Annotated in this window: 17 protein-coding genes; 6 read left to right on the top strand and 11 right to left on the bottom strand. The window is 64.6% G+C overall.

Annotated elements, in window-relative coordinates; genetic code table 11:
- Window positions 1–106: 106 nt before the first annotated feature.
- From ACX80M_RS20195 to ACX80M_RS20165, 7 genes are all read right to left on the bottom strand, one after another.
- A complete protein-coding gene (locus ACX80M_RS20195; protein WP_459310286.1) occupies window positions 107–811 on the bottom strand; it encodes a FadR/GntR family transcriptional regulator in 705 nt (234 codons plus the stop codon).
- Window positions 812–821: 10 nt separating this feature from the next.
- On the bottom strand, window positions 822–1,949 hold the full coding sequence (locus ACX80M_RS20190; protein ID WP_252600955.1) for an L-talarate/galactarate dehydratase: 1,128 nt from the start codon (window positions 1,947–1,949) through the stop codon (window positions 822–824).
- Window positions 1,950–2,037: 88 nt separating this feature from the next.
- Window positions 2,038–2,958 (bottom strand): AEC family transporter, encoded by a 921-nt coding sequence (locus ACX80M_RS20185; RefSeq protein WP_252600957.1) that lies wholly within the window; start codon window positions 2,956–2,958, stop codon window positions 2,038–2,040.
- A gap of 97 nt (window positions 2,959–3,055) precedes the next feature.
- Entirely contained in the window at window positions 3,056–4,384 is a 1,329-nt protein-coding gene (locus ACX80M_RS20180) for an enolase C-terminal domain-like protein (RefSeq protein WP_459310285.1), read from the bottom strand.
- Window positions 4,381–5,979 carry an aldehyde dehydrogenase (NADP(+)) gene (locus tag ACX80M_RS20175; protein WP_459310284.1) on the bottom strand — a complete coding sequence of 533 codons (1,599 nt, stop codon included), beginning with the start codon at window positions 5,977–5,979 and terminating at the stop codon, window positions 4,381–4,383. The genes ACX80M_RS20180 and ACX80M_RS20175 overlap by 4 nt, the downstream gene beginning before the upstream one ends.
- A 26-nt stretch (window positions 5,980–6,005) precedes the next feature.
- On the bottom strand, window positions 6,006–6,920 hold the full coding sequence (gene kdgD / locus ACX80M_RS20170) for a 5-dehydro-4-deoxyglucarate dehydratase (protein WP_459310283.1): 915 nt from the start codon (window positions 6,918–6,920) through the stop codon (window positions 6,006–6,008).
- A 151-nt stretch (window positions 6,921–7,071) separates the two neighbouring features.
- Window positions 7,072–7,959, bottom strand: a complete 888-nt coding sequence (locus ACX80M_RS20165) for a LysR family transcriptional regulator (protein WP_459310282.1) — start codon at window positions 7,957–7,959, stop codon at window positions 7,072–7,074.
- A 140-nt stretch (window positions 7,960–8,099) separates the two neighbouring features.
- Here ACX80M_RS20165 and ACX80M_RS20160 point away from each other — a divergent pair, with 140 nt between their 5' ends.
- The 5 genes from ACX80M_RS20160 to ACX80M_RS20140 all read left to right on the top strand — a co-directional run bounded on the left by ACX80M_RS20160 (window position 8,100) and on the right by ACX80M_RS20140 (window position 12,155).
- Window positions 8,100–9,104: a Bug family tripartite tricarboxylate transporter substrate binding protein gene (locus ACX80M_RS20160; RefSeq protein WP_459310281.1), complete on the top strand. Its 1,005-nt coding sequence runs from the start codon at window positions 8,100–8,102 to the stop codon at window positions 9,102–9,104.
- Window positions 9,105–9,109: 5 nt separating this feature from the next.
- Window positions 9,110–9,637, top strand: a complete 528-nt coding sequence (locus ACX80M_RS20155) for a tripartite tricarboxylate transporter TctB family protein (RefSeq protein ID WP_459310280.1) — start codon at window positions 9,110–9,112, stop codon at window positions 9,635–9,637.
- A gap of 9 nt (window positions 9,638–9,646) precedes the next feature.
- Window positions 9,647–11,179, top strand: a complete 1,533-nt coding sequence (locus ACX80M_RS20150; protein WP_459310279.1) for a tripartite tricarboxylate transporter permease — start codon at window positions 9,647–9,649, stop codon at window positions 11,177–11,179.
- On the top strand, window positions 11,176–11,580 hold the full coding sequence (locus ACX80M_RS20145; protein WP_459310278.1) for a universal stress protein: 405 nt from the start codon (window positions 11,176–11,178) through the stop codon (window positions 11,578–11,580). Before ACX80M_RS20150 ends, ACX80M_RS20145 begins: the two co-directional genes overlap by 4 nt.
- A gap of 92 nt (window positions 11,581–11,672) precedes the next feature.
- Window positions 11,673–12,155 (top strand): pyridoxamine 5'-phosphate oxidase family protein, encoded by a 483-nt coding sequence (locus tag ACX80M_RS20140; protein WP_459310277.1) that lies wholly within the window; start codon window positions 11,673–11,675, stop codon window positions 12,153–12,155.
- A 26-nt stretch (window positions 12,156–12,181) separates the two neighbouring features.
- Here ACX80M_RS20140 and ACX80M_RS20135 read toward each other — a convergent pair whose 3' ends face one another.
- Both ACX80M_RS20135 and ACX80M_RS20130 read right to left on the bottom strand, forming a co-directional pair.
- Window positions 12,182–12,784 carry a DUF6919 domain-containing protein gene (locus ACX80M_RS20135; RefSeq protein WP_459310276.1) on the bottom strand — a complete coding sequence of 201 codons (603 nt, stop codon included), beginning with the start codon at window positions 12,782–12,784 and terminating at the stop codon, window positions 12,182–12,184.
- 53 nt (window positions 12,785–12,837) lie between these two features.
- Window positions 12,838–13,431, bottom strand: coding sequence for a hypothetical protein (locus tag ACX80M_RS20130; protein ID WP_459310275.1), 594 nt, complete (start codon window positions 13,429–13,431; stop codon window positions 12,838–12,840).
- Between the two features lie 707 nt (window positions 13,432–14,138).
- Between ACX80M_RS20130 and ACX80M_RS20125 the strand changes: the two genes are divergently transcribed.
- Window positions 14,139–14,741 (top strand): recombinase family protein, encoded by a 603-nt coding sequence (locus tag ACX80M_RS20125; protein WP_459310274.1) that lies wholly within the window; start codon window positions 14,139–14,141, stop codon window positions 14,739–14,741.
- 287 nt (window positions 14,742–15,028) lie between these two features.
- On the opposite strand, the gene ACX80M_RS20120 is transcribed toward ACX80M_RS20125, so the two are convergent.
- Window positions 15,029–15,808 (bottom strand): alpha/beta fold hydrolase, encoded by a 780-nt coding sequence (locus tag ACX80M_RS20120; protein ID WP_459310273.1) that lies wholly within the window; start codon window positions 15,806–15,808, stop codon window positions 15,029–15,031.
- A 149-nt stretch (window positions 15,809–15,957) separates the two neighbouring features.
- Window positions 15,958–16,443: a VOC family protein gene (locus tag ACX80M_RS20115; protein WP_459310272.1), complete on the bottom strand. Its 486-nt coding sequence runs from the start codon at window positions 16,441–16,443 to the stop codon at window positions 15,958–15,960.
- Window positions 16,444–16,687: the final 244 nt, after the last annotated feature.

Here is a 16,687-nt window from a genome sequence, read left to right as displayed (position 1 = left end):
GCAAGACTTGATTCACTTCTAACAAGGGCTGCGCCTATTCACCTGAACGCAACGCCGGGATACGGGTTGACATCACCGTGCAGACCTTAACCGAACGGCATTGACCCTAGGCGGGTGGGCGTACAGAAGCCTTGAAACGACGTCGGGAATTTGCCAGGTGGCTCCGCATGGCAGCAGCTGCCGCGCTTTCATCGCCGTCGGCGATGGCGGCAGCGATGGACCGGTGCTCGTGCACCACCTGGTCAAAGTGGTCCCGTGCGTAATGTTCGACGCCGGTGAGCAGCCGGGTGCGCGGCATCGCGATCATCGTCTGACCCAAGGCGGCGAGGCAGTCTGAGTAGAAAGGGTTGCCGGAGGCCACCGCGATGGCCCGGTGGAACTCGAAGTCGGCCTTCATGGCGTGGCCGGGGTGGTCAGCGCTGGCGGCGAACTGTTCCAGGGCGGTATTGACGGCCCTGAGCTGGCGGTCGGAGTGGTTGCGGGCGGCAAGGGCCGCAGACTCGGTCTCCACTCCCAGCCGGAAAGCCAGCAGGTGGAGGCGGTCTTCGACGCTGGCCACGGGGCGGCTGCCCGGAACTGGCTGGGGGCCGTCGTCGGGCGGGGTCAACGCGAAGCTGCCCCGCCCGCGTTCGGTTTCCACCAGCCCTTCGGCCTGGAGGCGCGTCAGCGCCGAGCGCACCACGGTGCGGCTGACACCGAAGTCGCCCATCAGCGCATTTTCGCTGGGAAGCTTGTCGCCGGGCTGGATGACGCCGTCCACGATGCGCGTGCGAAGGTCGGCGGCGAGGTCCGCGGTCAGGTTCCGGCTCATGCGTTCAAGGTTACGCGCCGAACTCCACGGACTCGGTGGTCCAGGCGCGGGCCCGGTCACTGAGGGTCACGCCCAGGCCGGGGCGGTCCGGGACCAGCATGCGGCCGTTCTTGGTTTCGAGGCGTTCGTTGAACAGTGGGTCGAGCCAGTCGAAGTGCTCCACCCACGGTTCCCGCGGGTATGCCGCGGCGAGGTGCAGGTGGATCTCCATGGCGAAGTGCGGCGCCAGGCCCAGCCCGCGCTCGTCCGCGAGGGCCGCGAGGCGCAAAAACTGGGTGATGCCGCCGACGCGGGGTGCGTCCGGCTGGATAATATCGCAGCCGTTGGCGTTGATGAGGCCCTTGTGCTCGGCAACGGACGCCAGCATCTCACCCGTGGCGATGGGCGTGTCCAGGACGTTGGCCAGGTGCGCGTGGCCCTCAAAGTCGTAGGCATCCAGCGGCTCTTCGATCCAGATGAGGTTGAACTGCTCCAACTGGCGGCCCAAACGCAGGGCGGTGGCGCGGTCCCACTGCTGGTTGGCGTCCACCATCAGGGGAACATCCCAGCCGATGTGTTCGCGGATGCCGGCCACGCGGCGCAGGTCTTCGGCGGAATCGGGCAGGCCCACCTTGATCTTGATGCCGCCGATGCCTTCCTCCAGGAGGACGGTGGCGCGGTCCTTGACCTCTGCAAGCGAGGCGTTGAGGAAGCCGCCGGAGGTGTTGTACGTCTGGACGGAGTCCCGGTAGGCGCCAAGGAATTTGGCCAACGAGAGGCCGGCACGCTTGGCTTTGAGGTCGTACAGCGCGATGTCGATGGCGGCGAGGGCCTGCGTGGCCACACCCGAGCGGCCCACGGAGGCGCCGGCCCAGAGCAGCTTGGTGTAGATCTTGCCGATGTCGTTCGGGTCCTCGCCGATGAGTCCTTCCGCGACCTCCTTGGCATGGGCGTACTGGGCGGGACCGCCGGCGCGCTTGGAGTAGCTGAAGCCGATACCGCTGTGGCCCAGTTCCGTGGTGATCTCCGCGAACAGGAACACCACTTCGGTCATGGGCTTCTGGCGGCCGGTGAACACCTTGGCGTCACTGATGGGGACCGCCAGCGGCAGCCGCGCGGTGGAAAGCTTTACGTGCCGGATGACATCGACGGTACTCATGGTTGCTCCTCGAAAGCAGACTGTCCGGGCTGCATTGCCCTACTACTTAGATTACAAGTATTAAACTTGTATTACAAGTAGGGCGGGTTTATCCCACCAGCCAGGCGACAGCAACGAGCGCCCCTACGCTGAGCACAGTGGTACACAGGATGACGTCGCGGGCCACCGTCATGCCGCGGCCGTAGGGGGACGCGAATAGGAAGACGTTCTGCGCCGTGGGAAGTGCAGCCATAATGACGCTGGCGAGTAGATGCTGCCCTTCGAGCCCGAAGACAAAGCGGCCAAGTACCCACACAATCAGCGGCATTCCGGCGATCTTGAGGAACGTTGCCACGAGGGTTTCGGTCCGGCCGTCGTCCTTCTGCAGCGGTGCGCGGCCGGCGAGGGACAGTCCGAAGGCCAGGAGGACCATGGGCACGGCCCCGCCGGCCAGCATGTCAATCGGCTTCTGCAGCAGGTCCGGCGCAGTCCAGCCTGTCAGGGCGACGGCCACACCCAATGCCGAGGCGATGATCATGGGATTGCCCAACGGCTGCAGCAGCATCTTCTTCCATGAGATTTTCGTGCCGGAGACCAGCCCCAGGACAGTCAGGTAGAACGGCGCCATCACCAGGAGCTGGACCAGGAGCACGGGCGCCACGTGCTGCGCTGTCCCCACGGCGTACAGGGATACCGGGATGCCGATGTTGTTCGCGTTCGCGTAACTGCTGGCCATGGCGCCGACGGCGGTCTCCGCCGCAGGACGCCGGAAGAACAGGAAACTCGCCAGCCAATAAAGAAGCCCCACTATCGCTGCGGAGAGCAGCGCCAGCGGGGCATCGGTTCCCAGGGCGGCGTGGATGTCGCTGCCGGCAACCACCGTAAACAGCAGCGCCGGGTTGGTGACGTAGTAGGCGGTGCGGGTCAGCGCCCCTTGGACTTCCGGTCCCAGGATCCGCAGCCGGGCGGCGAAATAGCCCACGGCAATGACGACGGAGACGATCAGGATTCCGGAGACAACGCCGCCCACTATGCGCCCTATCTATTTAGCTGTTGGAATTCCCGCACGGCCGTCTCCTGTTGAGGAGGAGGTCCGGCCGTGCGGAAGCTGGGTGGTCGAAAAGCTTCTACCTGACCAGGCAGGGCCGCTTCGGGTCAAATGACCAGCCGTCGATGTAGTACTGCATGCCGATGCTGTCGTCGCGCGCGTCGAGGCCGTGCTGCAGGTACAGCTCGTGGGCCTTGTCCAGGGCGTCGCGGTCCAGTTCAATCCCCAGGCCTGGAGACGCCGGGACCTCAATGGCGCCATCGCGGATCTGCAGTGGGTTCTTAGTCAGCCCCTGCCCGTCCTGCCAGATCCAGTGCGTGTCAAGCGCCGTGATCTCGCCCGGAGCGGCCGCACCGGTGTGGGTGAACATGGCCAGGGAAATATCGAAGTGGTTGTTCGAGTGCGATCCCCAGGTCAGGCCGAACTCCTTGCATAGCTGCGCCACGCGGACTGAGCCGGACATGGTCCAGAAATGCGGGTCTGCCAGCGGGATGTCCACCGCGTTGCTGCGGATTGCGTGCGACATCTCCCGCCAGTCCGTGGCGATCATGTTGGTGGCCGTCTTCAGGCCGGTGGCACGGCGGAACTCAGCCATAACCTCGCGTCCGGAGAACCGTCCTTCGGCGCCGCAAGGGTCCTCGGCGTAGGCAACGATGCCCTGCATCCGCTTGCCGAGGCGGATGGCTTCCTCCAGGAGCCAGCCGCCGTTGGGGTCCAGGGTGATGCGCGCGTCCGGGAAGCGCTCGTGAAGGGCGGTGACCACATCCACTTCGACGTCCCCGGACAACACCCCGCCCTTGAGCTTGAAGTCGCTGAAGCCGTAGCGCTCCTGGGCCGCCTCGGCCAGGGCCACAACAGCCTCCGGAGTCATGGCCTCCTGCCGGCGGAGCTTCTCCCACCGGTCCGACGGCGCGTCCTCCACCAGGTAGGGAAGGTCGGTCCGGGCGTGGTCACCTATAAAGAAGAGGTATCCGAGCATCGGCACGGAGGTGCGCTGCTGCCCGTCACCGAGCAGTTCGGCAACGGGAACGCCGAGGAACTGGCCGTGCAGGTCCAGAAGGGCGGACTCGACGGCGGTGACCGCGTGCACGGTGGTGCGCAGGTCGAACGTCTGCAGGCCGCGGCCGCCGGCGTCGCGGTCCGCGAACTCTGCCGCAATTTCGCGCAGCAGGGAACGGTAGCGGGCCACGGGCTTGCCCGCGATGAGGGTTTCGGCTTCCTCGATGGTGGCCTTGATCTTCTCGCCGCCGGGCACCTCGCCGAGCCCGGTCCGCCCGTCGGAGTCGGTCACTATGACCACGTTCCGGGTGAAGAAGGGTCCGTGGGCGCCGCTGAGGTTCATCAGCATGCTGTCGTGGCCGGCCACGGGGACCACTTCCACGCGGGCGATGGTGGGCTGGGTGCTCATGCGCTGACCTCCACATCTGCAGCAACAACAGTGCCGTCGATGCGGCGGTTCAGGTGCCACGGGTTGCCGTCCTGAAGCGCGGCCGGCAGGAGTTCCTGGGGCAGGTTCTGGTAGGCGACCGGCCGCAGGAAGCGGTTGATGGCAAGGGTGCCCACCGAGGTGGTGCGGGAGTCGGAGGTGGCGGGGAAGGGGCCGCCATGAACCATGGCATGGCCTACTTCGACGCCGGTGGGCCAGCCGTTGACGATGATACGCCCCACCTTCTGCTCCAAGGCAGGGACCAGGCGCGCCGCCGTCGGGTAGTCCTCCGCAGTGAGCTGCAACGAGGCGGTGAGCTGGCCTTCAAGCCGTTCGGTCGCCCGGATGAGTTCTTCAACCGTGCTGTAACGGATGACCAGGCTCGCGGCACCGAAAATTTCGGTGTGCAGCACCTGGTTGGACACGAACTCGGACACGTTAGTGCCGAAGATCGTCGGCGCCGGTGCGTTCCTTGTCGCGCCTTCCATGCCCTGCCCAATGACGTCCACGCCGGCTGCGCTGCCCAGTGCTTGGGCACCGGCGTTCCATGATCCGGCGATGCCTTCGGTGAGCATGGTCTGCCCTGAGCGGGCAGAGACAGCACGGCCGACGGCGGCAGCGAGTTTGTCGCCCACCTCGCCTTCGGGGGCGAACAGCAGGCCGGGGGAGGTGCAGAGCTGGCCGGAGCTGCCGGTAACGGCGGTGACATACTGCTGTGCCAGGGTGTCGACGTCGCCCTTGAGGGCGCCTTCGAAAACGAAGACCGGGTTGAGGGAGGACATTTCCGCGTAAACGGGGATCGGTTCCGGGCGGGCGGCGGCGGTGCGCATCAGGGCGATACCGGCGGACTGGGAACCGGTGAAGCCCACGGCCTTGATGGCGGGATCAGCGACGAGTGCCTGGCCGATGCTGGCACCGGGGCCGTAGATCAGGGAGAAGACGCCGGGGTGCAGGCCGAAGTCCTTGACCGCCTTGATGATGGCCTGGCCCACGAGTTCACCGGTGCCCGGGTGGGCGTTGTGGGCTTTGAAGACGACCGGGCAGCCGGCGGCGAGGGCGGAGGCGGTGTCTCCTCCCGCCGTCGAGAAGGCCAGCGGGAAGTTGCTGGCACCGAAAACTGCCACCGGGCCGAGCGGGATCTGGCGCTGGCGGATGTCCACCCTGGGCAGGGGAGTACGTTCGGGCAGGGCCGGGTCGATGCGGACGCCGCGGAAGTCGCCCTGCCGGACCACCGCGGCGAAGAGCCGCAGCTGGCCGGTGGTCCGGGCACGCTCACCGGTCAGCCGGGCGGCGGGAAGCCCGGTTTCCTGGCCGGCGCGGATGGTCAGTTCCCCGCCGATGGCCTCGATGTTGTCCGCGATGGCCTCAAGGAAGCCGGCGTGCGTTTCAGGATCCAGGGTGCTGAAGGACGGGTAGGCCGCGGCGGCGGCGGAGGTCGCCGTCGTCAGCTGTTCTTCGGTGATCAGCGAGTAAGCGGGCGCCAGTTGTTCGTTGGTGGCGGGGTTGAAGCCGAAAGCGGTTTTGCCGCTCCCGGCGACGGGTTGTCCGGCGATCAGGGAATGTCCGGTGAGTGTCACTGTAGTTACTCCTAGGGAGAAGGTGATCAGGAGACGGTGGCGATGAGGGCTTTGAGGTCTGCGAAGTCCTGGGGTGCCAGGTTCTGCAGCGGCGGGCGGACCCCGCCGGCCGAGCGGCCGATGGCATCCAGGCCGCCCTTGACGATGGAGACAGAGTAGCCCTTGACGCGGTCGCGGATATCCAGGTAGGGGATCACGAAGTCATTGAGCTTCTTGTTCACGGCCACCCGGTCGTTGTTGCGGACGTCCTGGTAGAAGTCCAGGGCGAACTGCGGGAGGAAGTTGTACATGGCGCTGGAGTAGGTGCTCATGCCCAGCTGCAGCAGCGGGAGGGCGAAGGTTTCTGCCGTGGGAAGGCCGCCGAGGTAGAAGAGGCGGTCGCCGAGCTTGGCGTAGACACGGGCATCGTGTTCAAGATCGCCCACGCCGTCCTTAAAACCAATCAGGTTTTCGTGGCGGTCCGCGAGGGTGGCAACGGTGGTGTCCTTGTAGATGGCGTTGGCGCGGTTGTAGATGATGACACCCAGCGAGGTTGAACTGCAGATGGCGCTGACGTGGTCGATCAGGCCGCCCTGGTCCGCCTCAGTGAGGTATGGGGGGAGGAGCAGGAGCCCGTCAGCGCCGGCGGCCTCCGCAGCCTGGGCGTTCTCGATGGCCTGCGCAGTGGAACCGCCCGCAGAGGCGAGCACCGGGACAATGCTGCCGACTTCATCGACGGCGGCGCGGACCACTCGCTCGGATTCCGACGGCGTGAGGGAGAAGCCTTCGCCGGTGCCGCCTGCTGCGAAGAGGCCGGCAACCGGGAAGCTGGCCTGCCAGGCAAGGTGCTTTCGGTAGTTTTCCTCGTCGACCTGCAGCTGGGCATCGAATGACGTCACCGGGAACGACAGCAGGCCTTCCTTGAGGGTGTCTGCCAGTTCCTGCGGGGTGTACTTTGCCACGGTGGAGTCCTCTGTGTGGGCGCCGCGTGCTAATTTCTCGCGGTCGGGGGTGTTGGTTCCTGTTCAGATTAGGCAGAGGACGTTATGCCTGTCTAAGTGTATTTGTGTATGCATTGATGCCGAAAGGGTATTGAGCTTCCGACGGCGGTCCCTACTCAGTGCGGAACTCCAGGTCCTGCAGGAGCCGCCGTAGCGCCGGGTTGGCCACCTTGCGTTTCCAGATGGCATGGAGCTCAACAGGGTCGTCGCTGCTGGGGCCGGCCAGCGGTAGGAATTCGACCCCTTTGATCGCCAGGAGCGTGGCTGAATGCGGGACAAAAGCCACACCCCGCTTGGCCGCGACCAGGGAGACCATGGTGAGGATCTGGCTCACGGTGTGCAGGACGTTCCCGTGGTTGATGGAGTGCATGCGGATGACCAGGTCGTAGAAGTAGGCGGCTTGCGTGGGTGAATGCATGATGAGCGGTTCGTCCCGGATGTCTTCGTCCTCCACGGGGCGGGACAGGTCCGCCAAACGGTGCCCTGTTGGCACGGCCAGCACCATGGACTCTTTGTACAGCAGGTGCGAATCGAAGATTTCCCCGTCGAAGGGCGGCCGGGCCAAGCCCAGGTCGAGCTCGCCGGTCAGCAGGCCCTGGATCTGTTCCCCGGTCACAAGCTCTTGGAGGTCAATGTCCACCTCGGGAAGAATGGACGCGATCTCTTCCAAGAGCGGCCCCAGGATGCTGAACCCGCTGGCGGCGGTGAAGCCCACGCGCAGCACGCCCGAGCGGCCGGTGGCGATCCGGCGGGCTGTCACCGGTGCGCGGTTGGCCAGGGCCATCAGCCGCTTGGCTTCGTCCAGGAAAGCGCTCCCGGCCGGTGTGAGCTGCACTTTGCGGTTGTCGCGTTCCAGCAGTTCCGTGCCGATGCTCTTCTCCAGCTTCTGGATCTGGCGGCTGAGCGGCGGCTGGGTCATATTCAGCTTTTCCGCCGCCCGCCCGAAATGGAGTTCCTCCGCGACCGCGATGAATCCGGCCAGTTGGTCAAAAGTGAACATGATGCCTTTCGGGTATCACCCCATGCATTTTTGGGCTTAGACATGCATCATAGCGTCTCCCTATAGTCGTTGAGCGAGCCAGAAGTGATTCGGTTCACAGCGACGATCGGGCCTCGCCCGAATCTCTACGAGGAGTTCCAATGATGCACTTCCCCACACGCCGCACGATCCTGGGAGCGGCCTCTGCCGTTACGCTGCTGGCACTGACCGCCTGCGGCAACGTCGCAGGCAGCGCCGGAGCCGATTCATCCAAATACCCATCGGGCCCGGTCAATCTCTCGGTAGGTCAGGCTGCCGGCGGCAGCACGGACCTGATTGCCCGCGCCCTCGCCGAAGGCGCCTCCAAAACCCTTGGCCAGCCGATGCCCGTGGTCAATAAGCCGGGTGCAAACGGCGCCCTGGCAACCAAGGAAGTGGCCGGCAAGCCCGCTGATGGGCAGGAGCTCGTCCTGCTGAACGCATCCCTTATAACCATTACGCCGCTGGCAGTCTCAGCTGACGAAGCGGTCAACATTGACGACCTGGACATCATTGCCGGCCTCTCCCAGGACGACTACGTCCTGGTGGCAAGTCCCGGATCCGGGTTCAAGACCTTCAAGGATGTGACCGATGCCGGCCGGAACGTGACCTTCGGTACCACGGGTGTCGGCACCGGCAGCCAGCTTGCCCAGACAGTGCTCTTCAAGCAGGCCAACGTCAAAGGTACCGACATCCCGTTTGACAGCGGCAAGCCCGCCCTGACTGCCGCACTGGGCAACCAGGTGGAGCTCGCAACCATCCAGCTCGGTGAGGCAATGCCGCAGATCGCGGCCGGAAAGGTGGCCCCGCTCCTGGTCTTCTCCGAAAAACGCAACACGTTCCTGCCGGACACCCCGACGGCGAAGGAAGCGGGCTACGACGTTCCTGTGGCGCAGTACCGGGCCATCGCCGCTCCGAAGGGCACCCCGCAGGAGGTCAAGGACAAGCTGCAGGCCGCGTTCAAGGAGGCCTTCAAGTCGGAGGCCTACAAGGAGTTCAACAAGAAGAATATGCTGACGCCCAAGGAGATCTCCGGTGCGGAAGTGGCCACCGACTGGAAGGCTTACGCAGCGAAATACAAGGAGCTGGTGGAGAAGTACGACATCAGCCTTGGCGGAAATAAGTGACTCCTGTGAAGGAAACTTCCGCGGAATCCGCTGGCGAGCTGGATGACCTGACCCCCGAACAGCTCGCGGCCCAGTGGGAGGACGAAAAGCCTCCCGCCGCCGGAGCGTTGGCCAATGCGGCATCCTCACTGGTGGTCCTTGGCGTGGGGACCGGAGCGGCCGTCCTGGCCATCATGATGGGAGTGGGAACTCCTGACAAGCCGCAGCCCGGCCTGTGGCCGTTCACCATCAGCTGCGTCATGGTGGCGCTCGGGCTGTTCCAGCTGATGTCCGGCCGGCACAACCGGGATGCGGAGAAATTCACCCGCATGTCCAGCGCGCCGCTGACCGGACTGGTGACCTTGGCCGCAATGGTGGCCCTCATGCCACTTATGGGTTTTGAGCTGCCAGCCCTGGCGCTGTGCGTCATCTGGATGCGCTTCCTCGGCGGCGAAACCTGGCGCTCCACCCTCGTTGTCAGCGCAAGTGTGGTCATCGCCTTTTATGGCATCTTCGTCCTCGCGCTCAACACCTCCATTCCCCACCTCTTCTAGGAGACCCCCGTGGATTTTCTAAATCCCGTTATCAACGGATTTGCCGTTGTCCTGGAGCCGACAAACCTCCTTTACTGCTTGATCGGCGTCGTGATCGGCATGCTGATCGGTGTACTGCCCGGACTGGGGCCCGCGGCAACCATCGCCATTTTGCTTCCGCTCACCTACAACGTTGAGCCCGTCACGGCCATCATCATGCTCGCCGGCATTTTCTACGGCGCCCAGTACGGCGGCACCATCACGTCCGTGCTGCTGCGGCTCCCCGGCGAAGCGTCCTCTGTTGTCACCGTCTTCGACGGTTACCAGATGGCCAAGCAGGGCAAGGCCGGTACTGCGCTGGGCCTGGCGGCCATCGGCTCCTTCATTGGTGGCACTGCTTCTATCATCGGCCTGACGTTCCTGGCCCCCATTGTGGCGAGCTTCGCGCTGGACTTCGGTCCGCCGGAATACACCGCGCTGGCCATGCTCGGTATCCTCCTGGTGGCCACCATCAGCAACGGATCAAAAGCCAAGGCGCTCATCGCCGCGGCCCTCGGCCTCCTGCTGGCAACTGTCGGCAGGGACATCTTTACCGGTGAAAGCCGCTTTACCTTCGGCAGCCTGCAACTCGCAGACGGCATCGATTTTGTGCCGATCGCCATGGGTCTCTTCGGACTCGGTGAGATCCTCTACAACCTGGAGGAACGGCACCGGGCCGCGAAGGCGCCGTCGAAGGTTGCCAACGTTTGGCCCTCCAGGAAGGACCTGAAGCAGGCCTCCGGCGCGATCGGCCGCGGGTCGGTCCTCGGATTCTTCCTGGGCATCCTCCCCGGTGGCGGTGCGACCATCGCCTCGATGGCCTCCTACGCCATGGAAAAGAAGCGCGCCAAGCAGCCGGAGCGCTTCGGCAAGGGCGCTCCCGAGGGTGTGGCGGGACCAGAAACTGCCAACAACGCCGCCGCCACTTCATCCTTTATCCCGCTGCTGACGCTCGGGATCCCCGCCAACGCCACCATGGCGCTGATGTTCGGCGCGCTGCTGATCCAGGGCGTAACTCCCGGTCCGCAGTTGGTGGAACAGAACCCCGAGCTCTTCTGGGGTGTGGTGAACTCCATGTACATCGGCAACATCCTGCTGCTGATCATGAGCCTGCCGCTGGTGGGAATCTTCGTGAAGATCCTCCGCGTTCGGGCCGCCATCCTGGCGCCCGTCACGGCCCTGATCACCCTGCTGGGCGCGTACACCATCAACAACAGCATGTTCGATGTCACCCTGGTGGTCGTCTTCGGTATCGTCGGCTACCTCATGAAGAAGTTCGGCTTTGAACCAGGTCCCCTGGTACTCGCGTTTGTGCTCGGCGAACTGCTGGAAAGCTCCATGCGCCGCTCGCTGCTGGTCTTCGGCGGAGACCCGACCGGCTTCTTCGGCCGCCCCATCTCGGCCACCCTGCTGGTGGTGTTCGTCCTGGTAGCAGCGCTGCCCGTTATCCGCGGTGCCGCAGCCAAGCGCAAGGCCTCCGTCCCGGCGGGCCCGTCAACATCAGAAATCAAGGAGAAGGTATGAGCATCGTTGTCGGATTCGTTCCTACACCCGCAGGAGAAGCCGCACTTACGGCAAGCATCGCGGAAGCCAAGCTTCGCAACGAGGACCTGGTGATCGTCAATTCTGCGCGGGAAGGCGCACTGGTGGACAAGTCAGTGGCACCCGACGACATCCTCGCACAGGCAGCCCAGCGAGCCACCGAAGCTGGCGTTAAGGCCACCGTCATCCAGCCGCCGTACCTGAGCGATCTTGCTGACGAATTCCTGGAATTCGCCCGGGAGGCTGATGCGTCGCTGATCGTCATCGGCCTCCGCCACCGCACGCAGGTGGGCAAGTTCATCCTGGGCAGCCACGCGCAACGGATTCTGATGCAGGCGGACCGGCCGGTGCTGGCGGTCAAGGCCGGTACCTCAGACCTCTAGGTTCCGCAGGGCTAGTCCGGGTAGAAAAGAAGCATGCTTACCAATAGGCTGGCGGAGGGGAACTTCCCTTTCGACCAGAACGAGGTGAGAGCATGACGGACACTGAAAACATCAGCAAAGTTACGGACATCATCAACGATTCGCACATCGGTATGTTGACCACCATCAACGAAGACGGCGCCCTGGTCAGCAGGCCGCTCGCCGTCCAGGACGTGCAGGATGACGGCGACCTGTGGTTCTTCACGGGCCGGGGAACCTCCCAGGTGGCACACATCCAGGCTGATCCGAGGGTCAACGTCTCCTTCGGCAGGCGCACCGAGTGGGTGTCGGTGGCCGGCACCGCCGAGGTGGTCACGGACCGGGCCAAGATCCACGAAATGTGGAACCAGGTAGTTGAAGCGTGGTTCCCCGACGGACCGGACACTCCGGAAGTGTGCCTGCTCCGGGTGGACTCGGAATCCGCAGAATACTGGACTAGCCCGGGCGGCACGGCGGCCACCGTCCTCCAGTGGGTCAAGTCCAAAGTGACGCACAGCCGGATGAGTGTAGGCGAAAGTGGCACAGTAGAGGTTTAGGGGAAGGGTCCGGGGCCGCCCGTAGGCTACGGCACGGCTGTCAGCGCGGCGAGGACGGCGGGGAGCAGCACGTCATTGCGGCCCCAGACCGGATCCAGGATTTCCACGTACCAGGAGTCGGCGAGCAGGAGCGCCAGCGTTTCGTTGGTTTCCTCCGCCCAGTCCTGGATCTGCTCTTCCTGCACCGGAGTCTCGCTGGAGCCGAGGACGGTAACTACCTCGTCGCCGTCGAGCGTTACGGGGATGGCGGCGCTGCTGGCCTCGCCCGGGGCATGGGCCACGGTCACCAGCTCAGTCCGGGTGGAAAGGGCCAGGAGTTCCACTGCCGCCTCTGCACTGCAGAAGCCGGTCACGTACTGCCGCTGGGCGGAGTTGCCGGTCCGCAGCCCGGGCTGGGATTCCTTGGTGAACAGCCCGTTCCTGTTGAGGGCGGCAAGCTCGGTGGCGATCGGTTCTGTTTCGTCGTCGTAGCGAACCGTAAAGGTGGCGGCCTGGTATTCGCTACGGCCCTCCAGCCAGCGCGCCGTCAGTTCCCCGGCAGCTTCCAGGGTGATGGCCTCCCGCCAGGCCCCCTTATCCTCCAGGCGCCTGCCGAACTGGTCACGGACTTCCGCTTCTGTGGGTTCCATCCTCGGATGCTACGGCGCCCCGCGGCCGGACTCCAGTGGCGGCGACACGGCAGTTAATGTCCGACGGCGGTGATTCCGGCAGCACGTTCCGCCGCGGCGAGGGCAACGCCAAAGCGGACGACGGCGGGAGCGTACCCTTGGTGCGGCACCGCCCGCAGCTGCTCTGCCTCCCTCATGGCGCGGATCAGCGCAGACGTTTCGGGCAGCCGGACGTCCGTCATGGCGGGGTAGTCGATGCAGCTGGCTGGGTCCAGTTCGTAGCGGCTCCACCGGGCCAGGAGTGCGTCATGTTCAGCCTGCGCCGCGGCGTGAACGGGCCGGTCCTGTCGCAGCTGCCGGCGGCGTTCCTGCCAGGCCAGGATCTGGGGGCTGCCACGGTAGGCGGCCACGCCCGCACCTGTGCCGAGTGCGGCGAGGACCACACCAAACCAGGGTGACGCGAGTGTGGGAATGAGGATCGCCGGAATGGCGACCGCAGACCCCATAAAGACGTCCCAGAACACGGGATCCGGGGCACGGACGGCAGGATCCGGCGTCGAATGCCGGCGGACGGCCAAGGCGGTGGCAGCCACCGCGCACACCAGCACTGCGCCCCAGAAACTCAGCTGCAACGCTCCAAACAGGACGGATTCTGCGAATGCCGGCACTGCGGCACCTCCCCGCGTCAGGCCCGGCCCAGGATTCCGGGTTGCTCCTTCCATTGCATCCCCTGTGGGCGCCGGGGTCAATGGGCGGGCAGGCTATGTGGATATGGCACGATCCTGAGACTGATCAGGGAGGCCTCCAGGCATTTGACTTGGCTCCTGGTTCCGCCTGCCAAACACGAAGTTCGCCCAACGCGACGATGTCTGCGTCACGAGCGGAGCGCAGCAGTTCGGCCAATTGAGGCCTGAGGGTACAGATGCCGGAAGCCTTGTCGCTGAAAATCTAATCCAAGGCTTGGCCGCCGAGCTTGCGCTGTTCATTCTGGTCCAGCGTGGTAACCCTCGCATACCGGATTCCTTGACCTGCCGCCGTAGTCACCCCTGCCGAAGCTGTCAGGATGAAACCTATGACTTTCCAAAAGGCATGTCCGGAAACGCTATTTCAGACCCTATTCTGACACTCGTCCGAGTGGGATGGACGTCAGGTTGGGGTGTGCCCTTACCAGACGGGTGGTGCACCCTGCTGAGAACTGTCACCCAGGCCTAGGGGGTTGAGGACCAATGCTCGGAAAAGTCACGCTTAGACCGGTGTCGGGAAAGGACCATCTACCGACACCCCGACCTACCGGCGACACGCCGCGAAATCTATGTCGGAAACCCGCGCCGGAAATCAACGTCGGCAAACCCTGCCTTAACGGTATTCTCGACACATGTTGATCGGATATGCCAGAGTCTCCACCGCCGACCAGAACCCAGACCACCAAACGGACGCCCTCGCCCGCGCCGGCGTCGACCCGCCAAACATCTACCTCGACCACGCCAGCGGCGCCAAAGCCAGCAGGCCCGAGCTCGATAAAGCCCTCGCCTCGGCCAACCGGGCCGGCGACCAGCTCGTCATCACCCGCCTGGACAGACTCGGCCGCTCAGTCCTGCACCTCGTCACTCTCGGCGCAGCTCTCCGGGAACGTGGTGTGGGATTGCGTGTCCTCGAGCAAGGCATCGACACCACGACCGCGGAAGGGCGGGCGATGTTCGGGATGCTCTCTGTCCTCGCTGAACTCCAGCGAGAACTCATAATCGCCAACACCCGCGACGGCCTCGCGGCCGCCCGCGCCCGCGGCCGAACCGGAGGAAGACGACCGAAACTCACCCCCGACCAGGTCCACCACGCTCAACAGCTCTACGATGCAGGGGATCACACCGTTCAGCGCATCGCCGATCTGCTTCAGGTCCCGCGCTCCACGATCTACGGCCATCTCAACAAAACAAGCATCGGACGACGGCCCACCGCCAGCGCCGCTGACCCGGCGTAACAGCGGTGCCGACCAGAACCTCTGATACCTGGCCCCACCGGCTTAGCGTGACTTTCCCGAGCATTGGTCCTCAAGCCCCTTTAAACCCTAAATCGAGGACTCCGCTGCTACCCGACTAATGACCCACGCACCTAGCGGCGGCGGTCCAGGTGAAGCCGGTTCCCCAATTCGGGACCGGCGACGTCGATGCCTCCCGAGACCGGGGCATCATCCCCAGCCGTCGCCGGTTCCACCTTTCTGAAGCTAACTCAGCCGTAAATGGCTCCGCCCCGGCGCTCAGCCGCAGCTCAGCCGGTGCTATCGAGGATCAGGCGCGCCGCTTCCGTTGGTTGGTCCCAGTGCGGGAAGTGACCGCAGTTTTCGAACCAGTGCAGCGTTGCATCCGGGAACAGCTCCGTGGCCCGCGCCGCCTCACTGGGAGCGGTGACCTTGTCCTTCCGCCCCCATCCAATGACCACTTTGCCCTTGAGCGAACCGGCCGGTGCGCCTTCCTGGCGGGGTCCGTGAATCAGCGCGTTGAGGGCCGGGTCCAGACTGGTCGATGTCTTGAACCCGCGAAGCTCGTGCAGGACCAGATCCTGCGGCAGCTTCCAAGGGTGGGCGGAGAACTGTGCCAACAGGGCCGTGCGGCCCACGGGGTTGCCCGTGAGGAAGGGGAGCGCCGGTTGGATGCGGCGCACCAGTGCGACGGATGCCTTGATGCTTGCACCAAAGATCGCTGCCTGGCGGTCATTCCAGAATCCACCAGGGTCCAGTGCGATCGTGGTGCCAGCGTGCCCTCGCCGTGCCATTTCCATCACCATCCGGGCGCCCATGGAGCTGCCTACCAGATCAAGGTCGCCCAGTTCCCCGTCGCGGATAAAGGCTTCGACGGCATCGGTCAGCGTGGCAATGGTGGTTTCGCCGGTCAGCGGCGCGGATTCGCCGCAACCGGGGAGGTCGACGGCGATGACATCGCGTTCAGCGGCCAGCGCCGGGATTACCGGGTTCCAGTTGCCAATACTCGAACCGAGCCCATGGATCAGGAGGAGTGGCTTACCGGAGCCTTGCCGGGTTGAGTGCAGCATGACTTCACTGTAGGGGCGGTGCAACATATCTGGCCAGAGGTCATCTGACGAAAGGCCCGACGGCACAGCGATACGCGGTTAGGCAGCGCATCCAACATGACTTGGATCGAACACATCTCAGGTGAAACACGCCTCAGGTCGAACACATCTCAGGCAGGGGCGAAGAGTTCAAGCGCCACGTTGTCGGGGTCCCTGAATTCCAGGATGTAACCGGCGCCGATGTCCTTGACTTCCCCATGCGCAATGCCGAGCTCGTCAAGGACCGTTACGGCGGTGTCGAGGTCGGTGCGGGCGGATACGGCAAAGCTCAGGTGATCCAGACCTACCCTGTCCGGGGGTTGAGGACCATTCCGCGGAAAAGTAGCGCTAAGGATTAAGCCGATCGCAACGATTGCTAGCGTCGATCGTTGAGAGAGCATGGCTGGTGAATATTTAACGGCTGCCGAAGAGGCGGCAGCGCGCTTCGGGCCGGCTCCCAAGACGGCGCGGGCCTGCCGGGTCACAGCTTCGATGCTCTCCACGTCGACCAGCATCGGATACTCCTGCCCGCCGGCAACTTCGTTCACCCCTGCCATGGCCGCGCGGGCATCAACGGCATCCAGAACGATTCCGGGTGTCCACACAAGGTGGATCACCCCGTCTGCACCAAGTTCTACAGTGCCCTTGAGACCCGCCCATGTGCCGGTCCCCGCTTCGGTGAGTTGCCGCGTTGAAGGCAACCGGGCCAGGGAAACCTCGATCCGGGAACACGAGCGCAGACCCTTCGGGACGCACGCCCGGTAACGAAGAAACGAATATCTCCGTTCCAGACCCCACTTCGTTCCCGGTGTACTGCGTCCTTCTGCCGGGGTGTTATTTCACGGTGAGGGTGCCTTTCAT

This window comes from Pseudarthrobacter sp. MDT1-22 (genome assembly GCF_054511035.1).
Note: the sequence above shows the minus strand (reverse complement) of the source record. Positions and strands in the feature narration are given on the sequence as shown.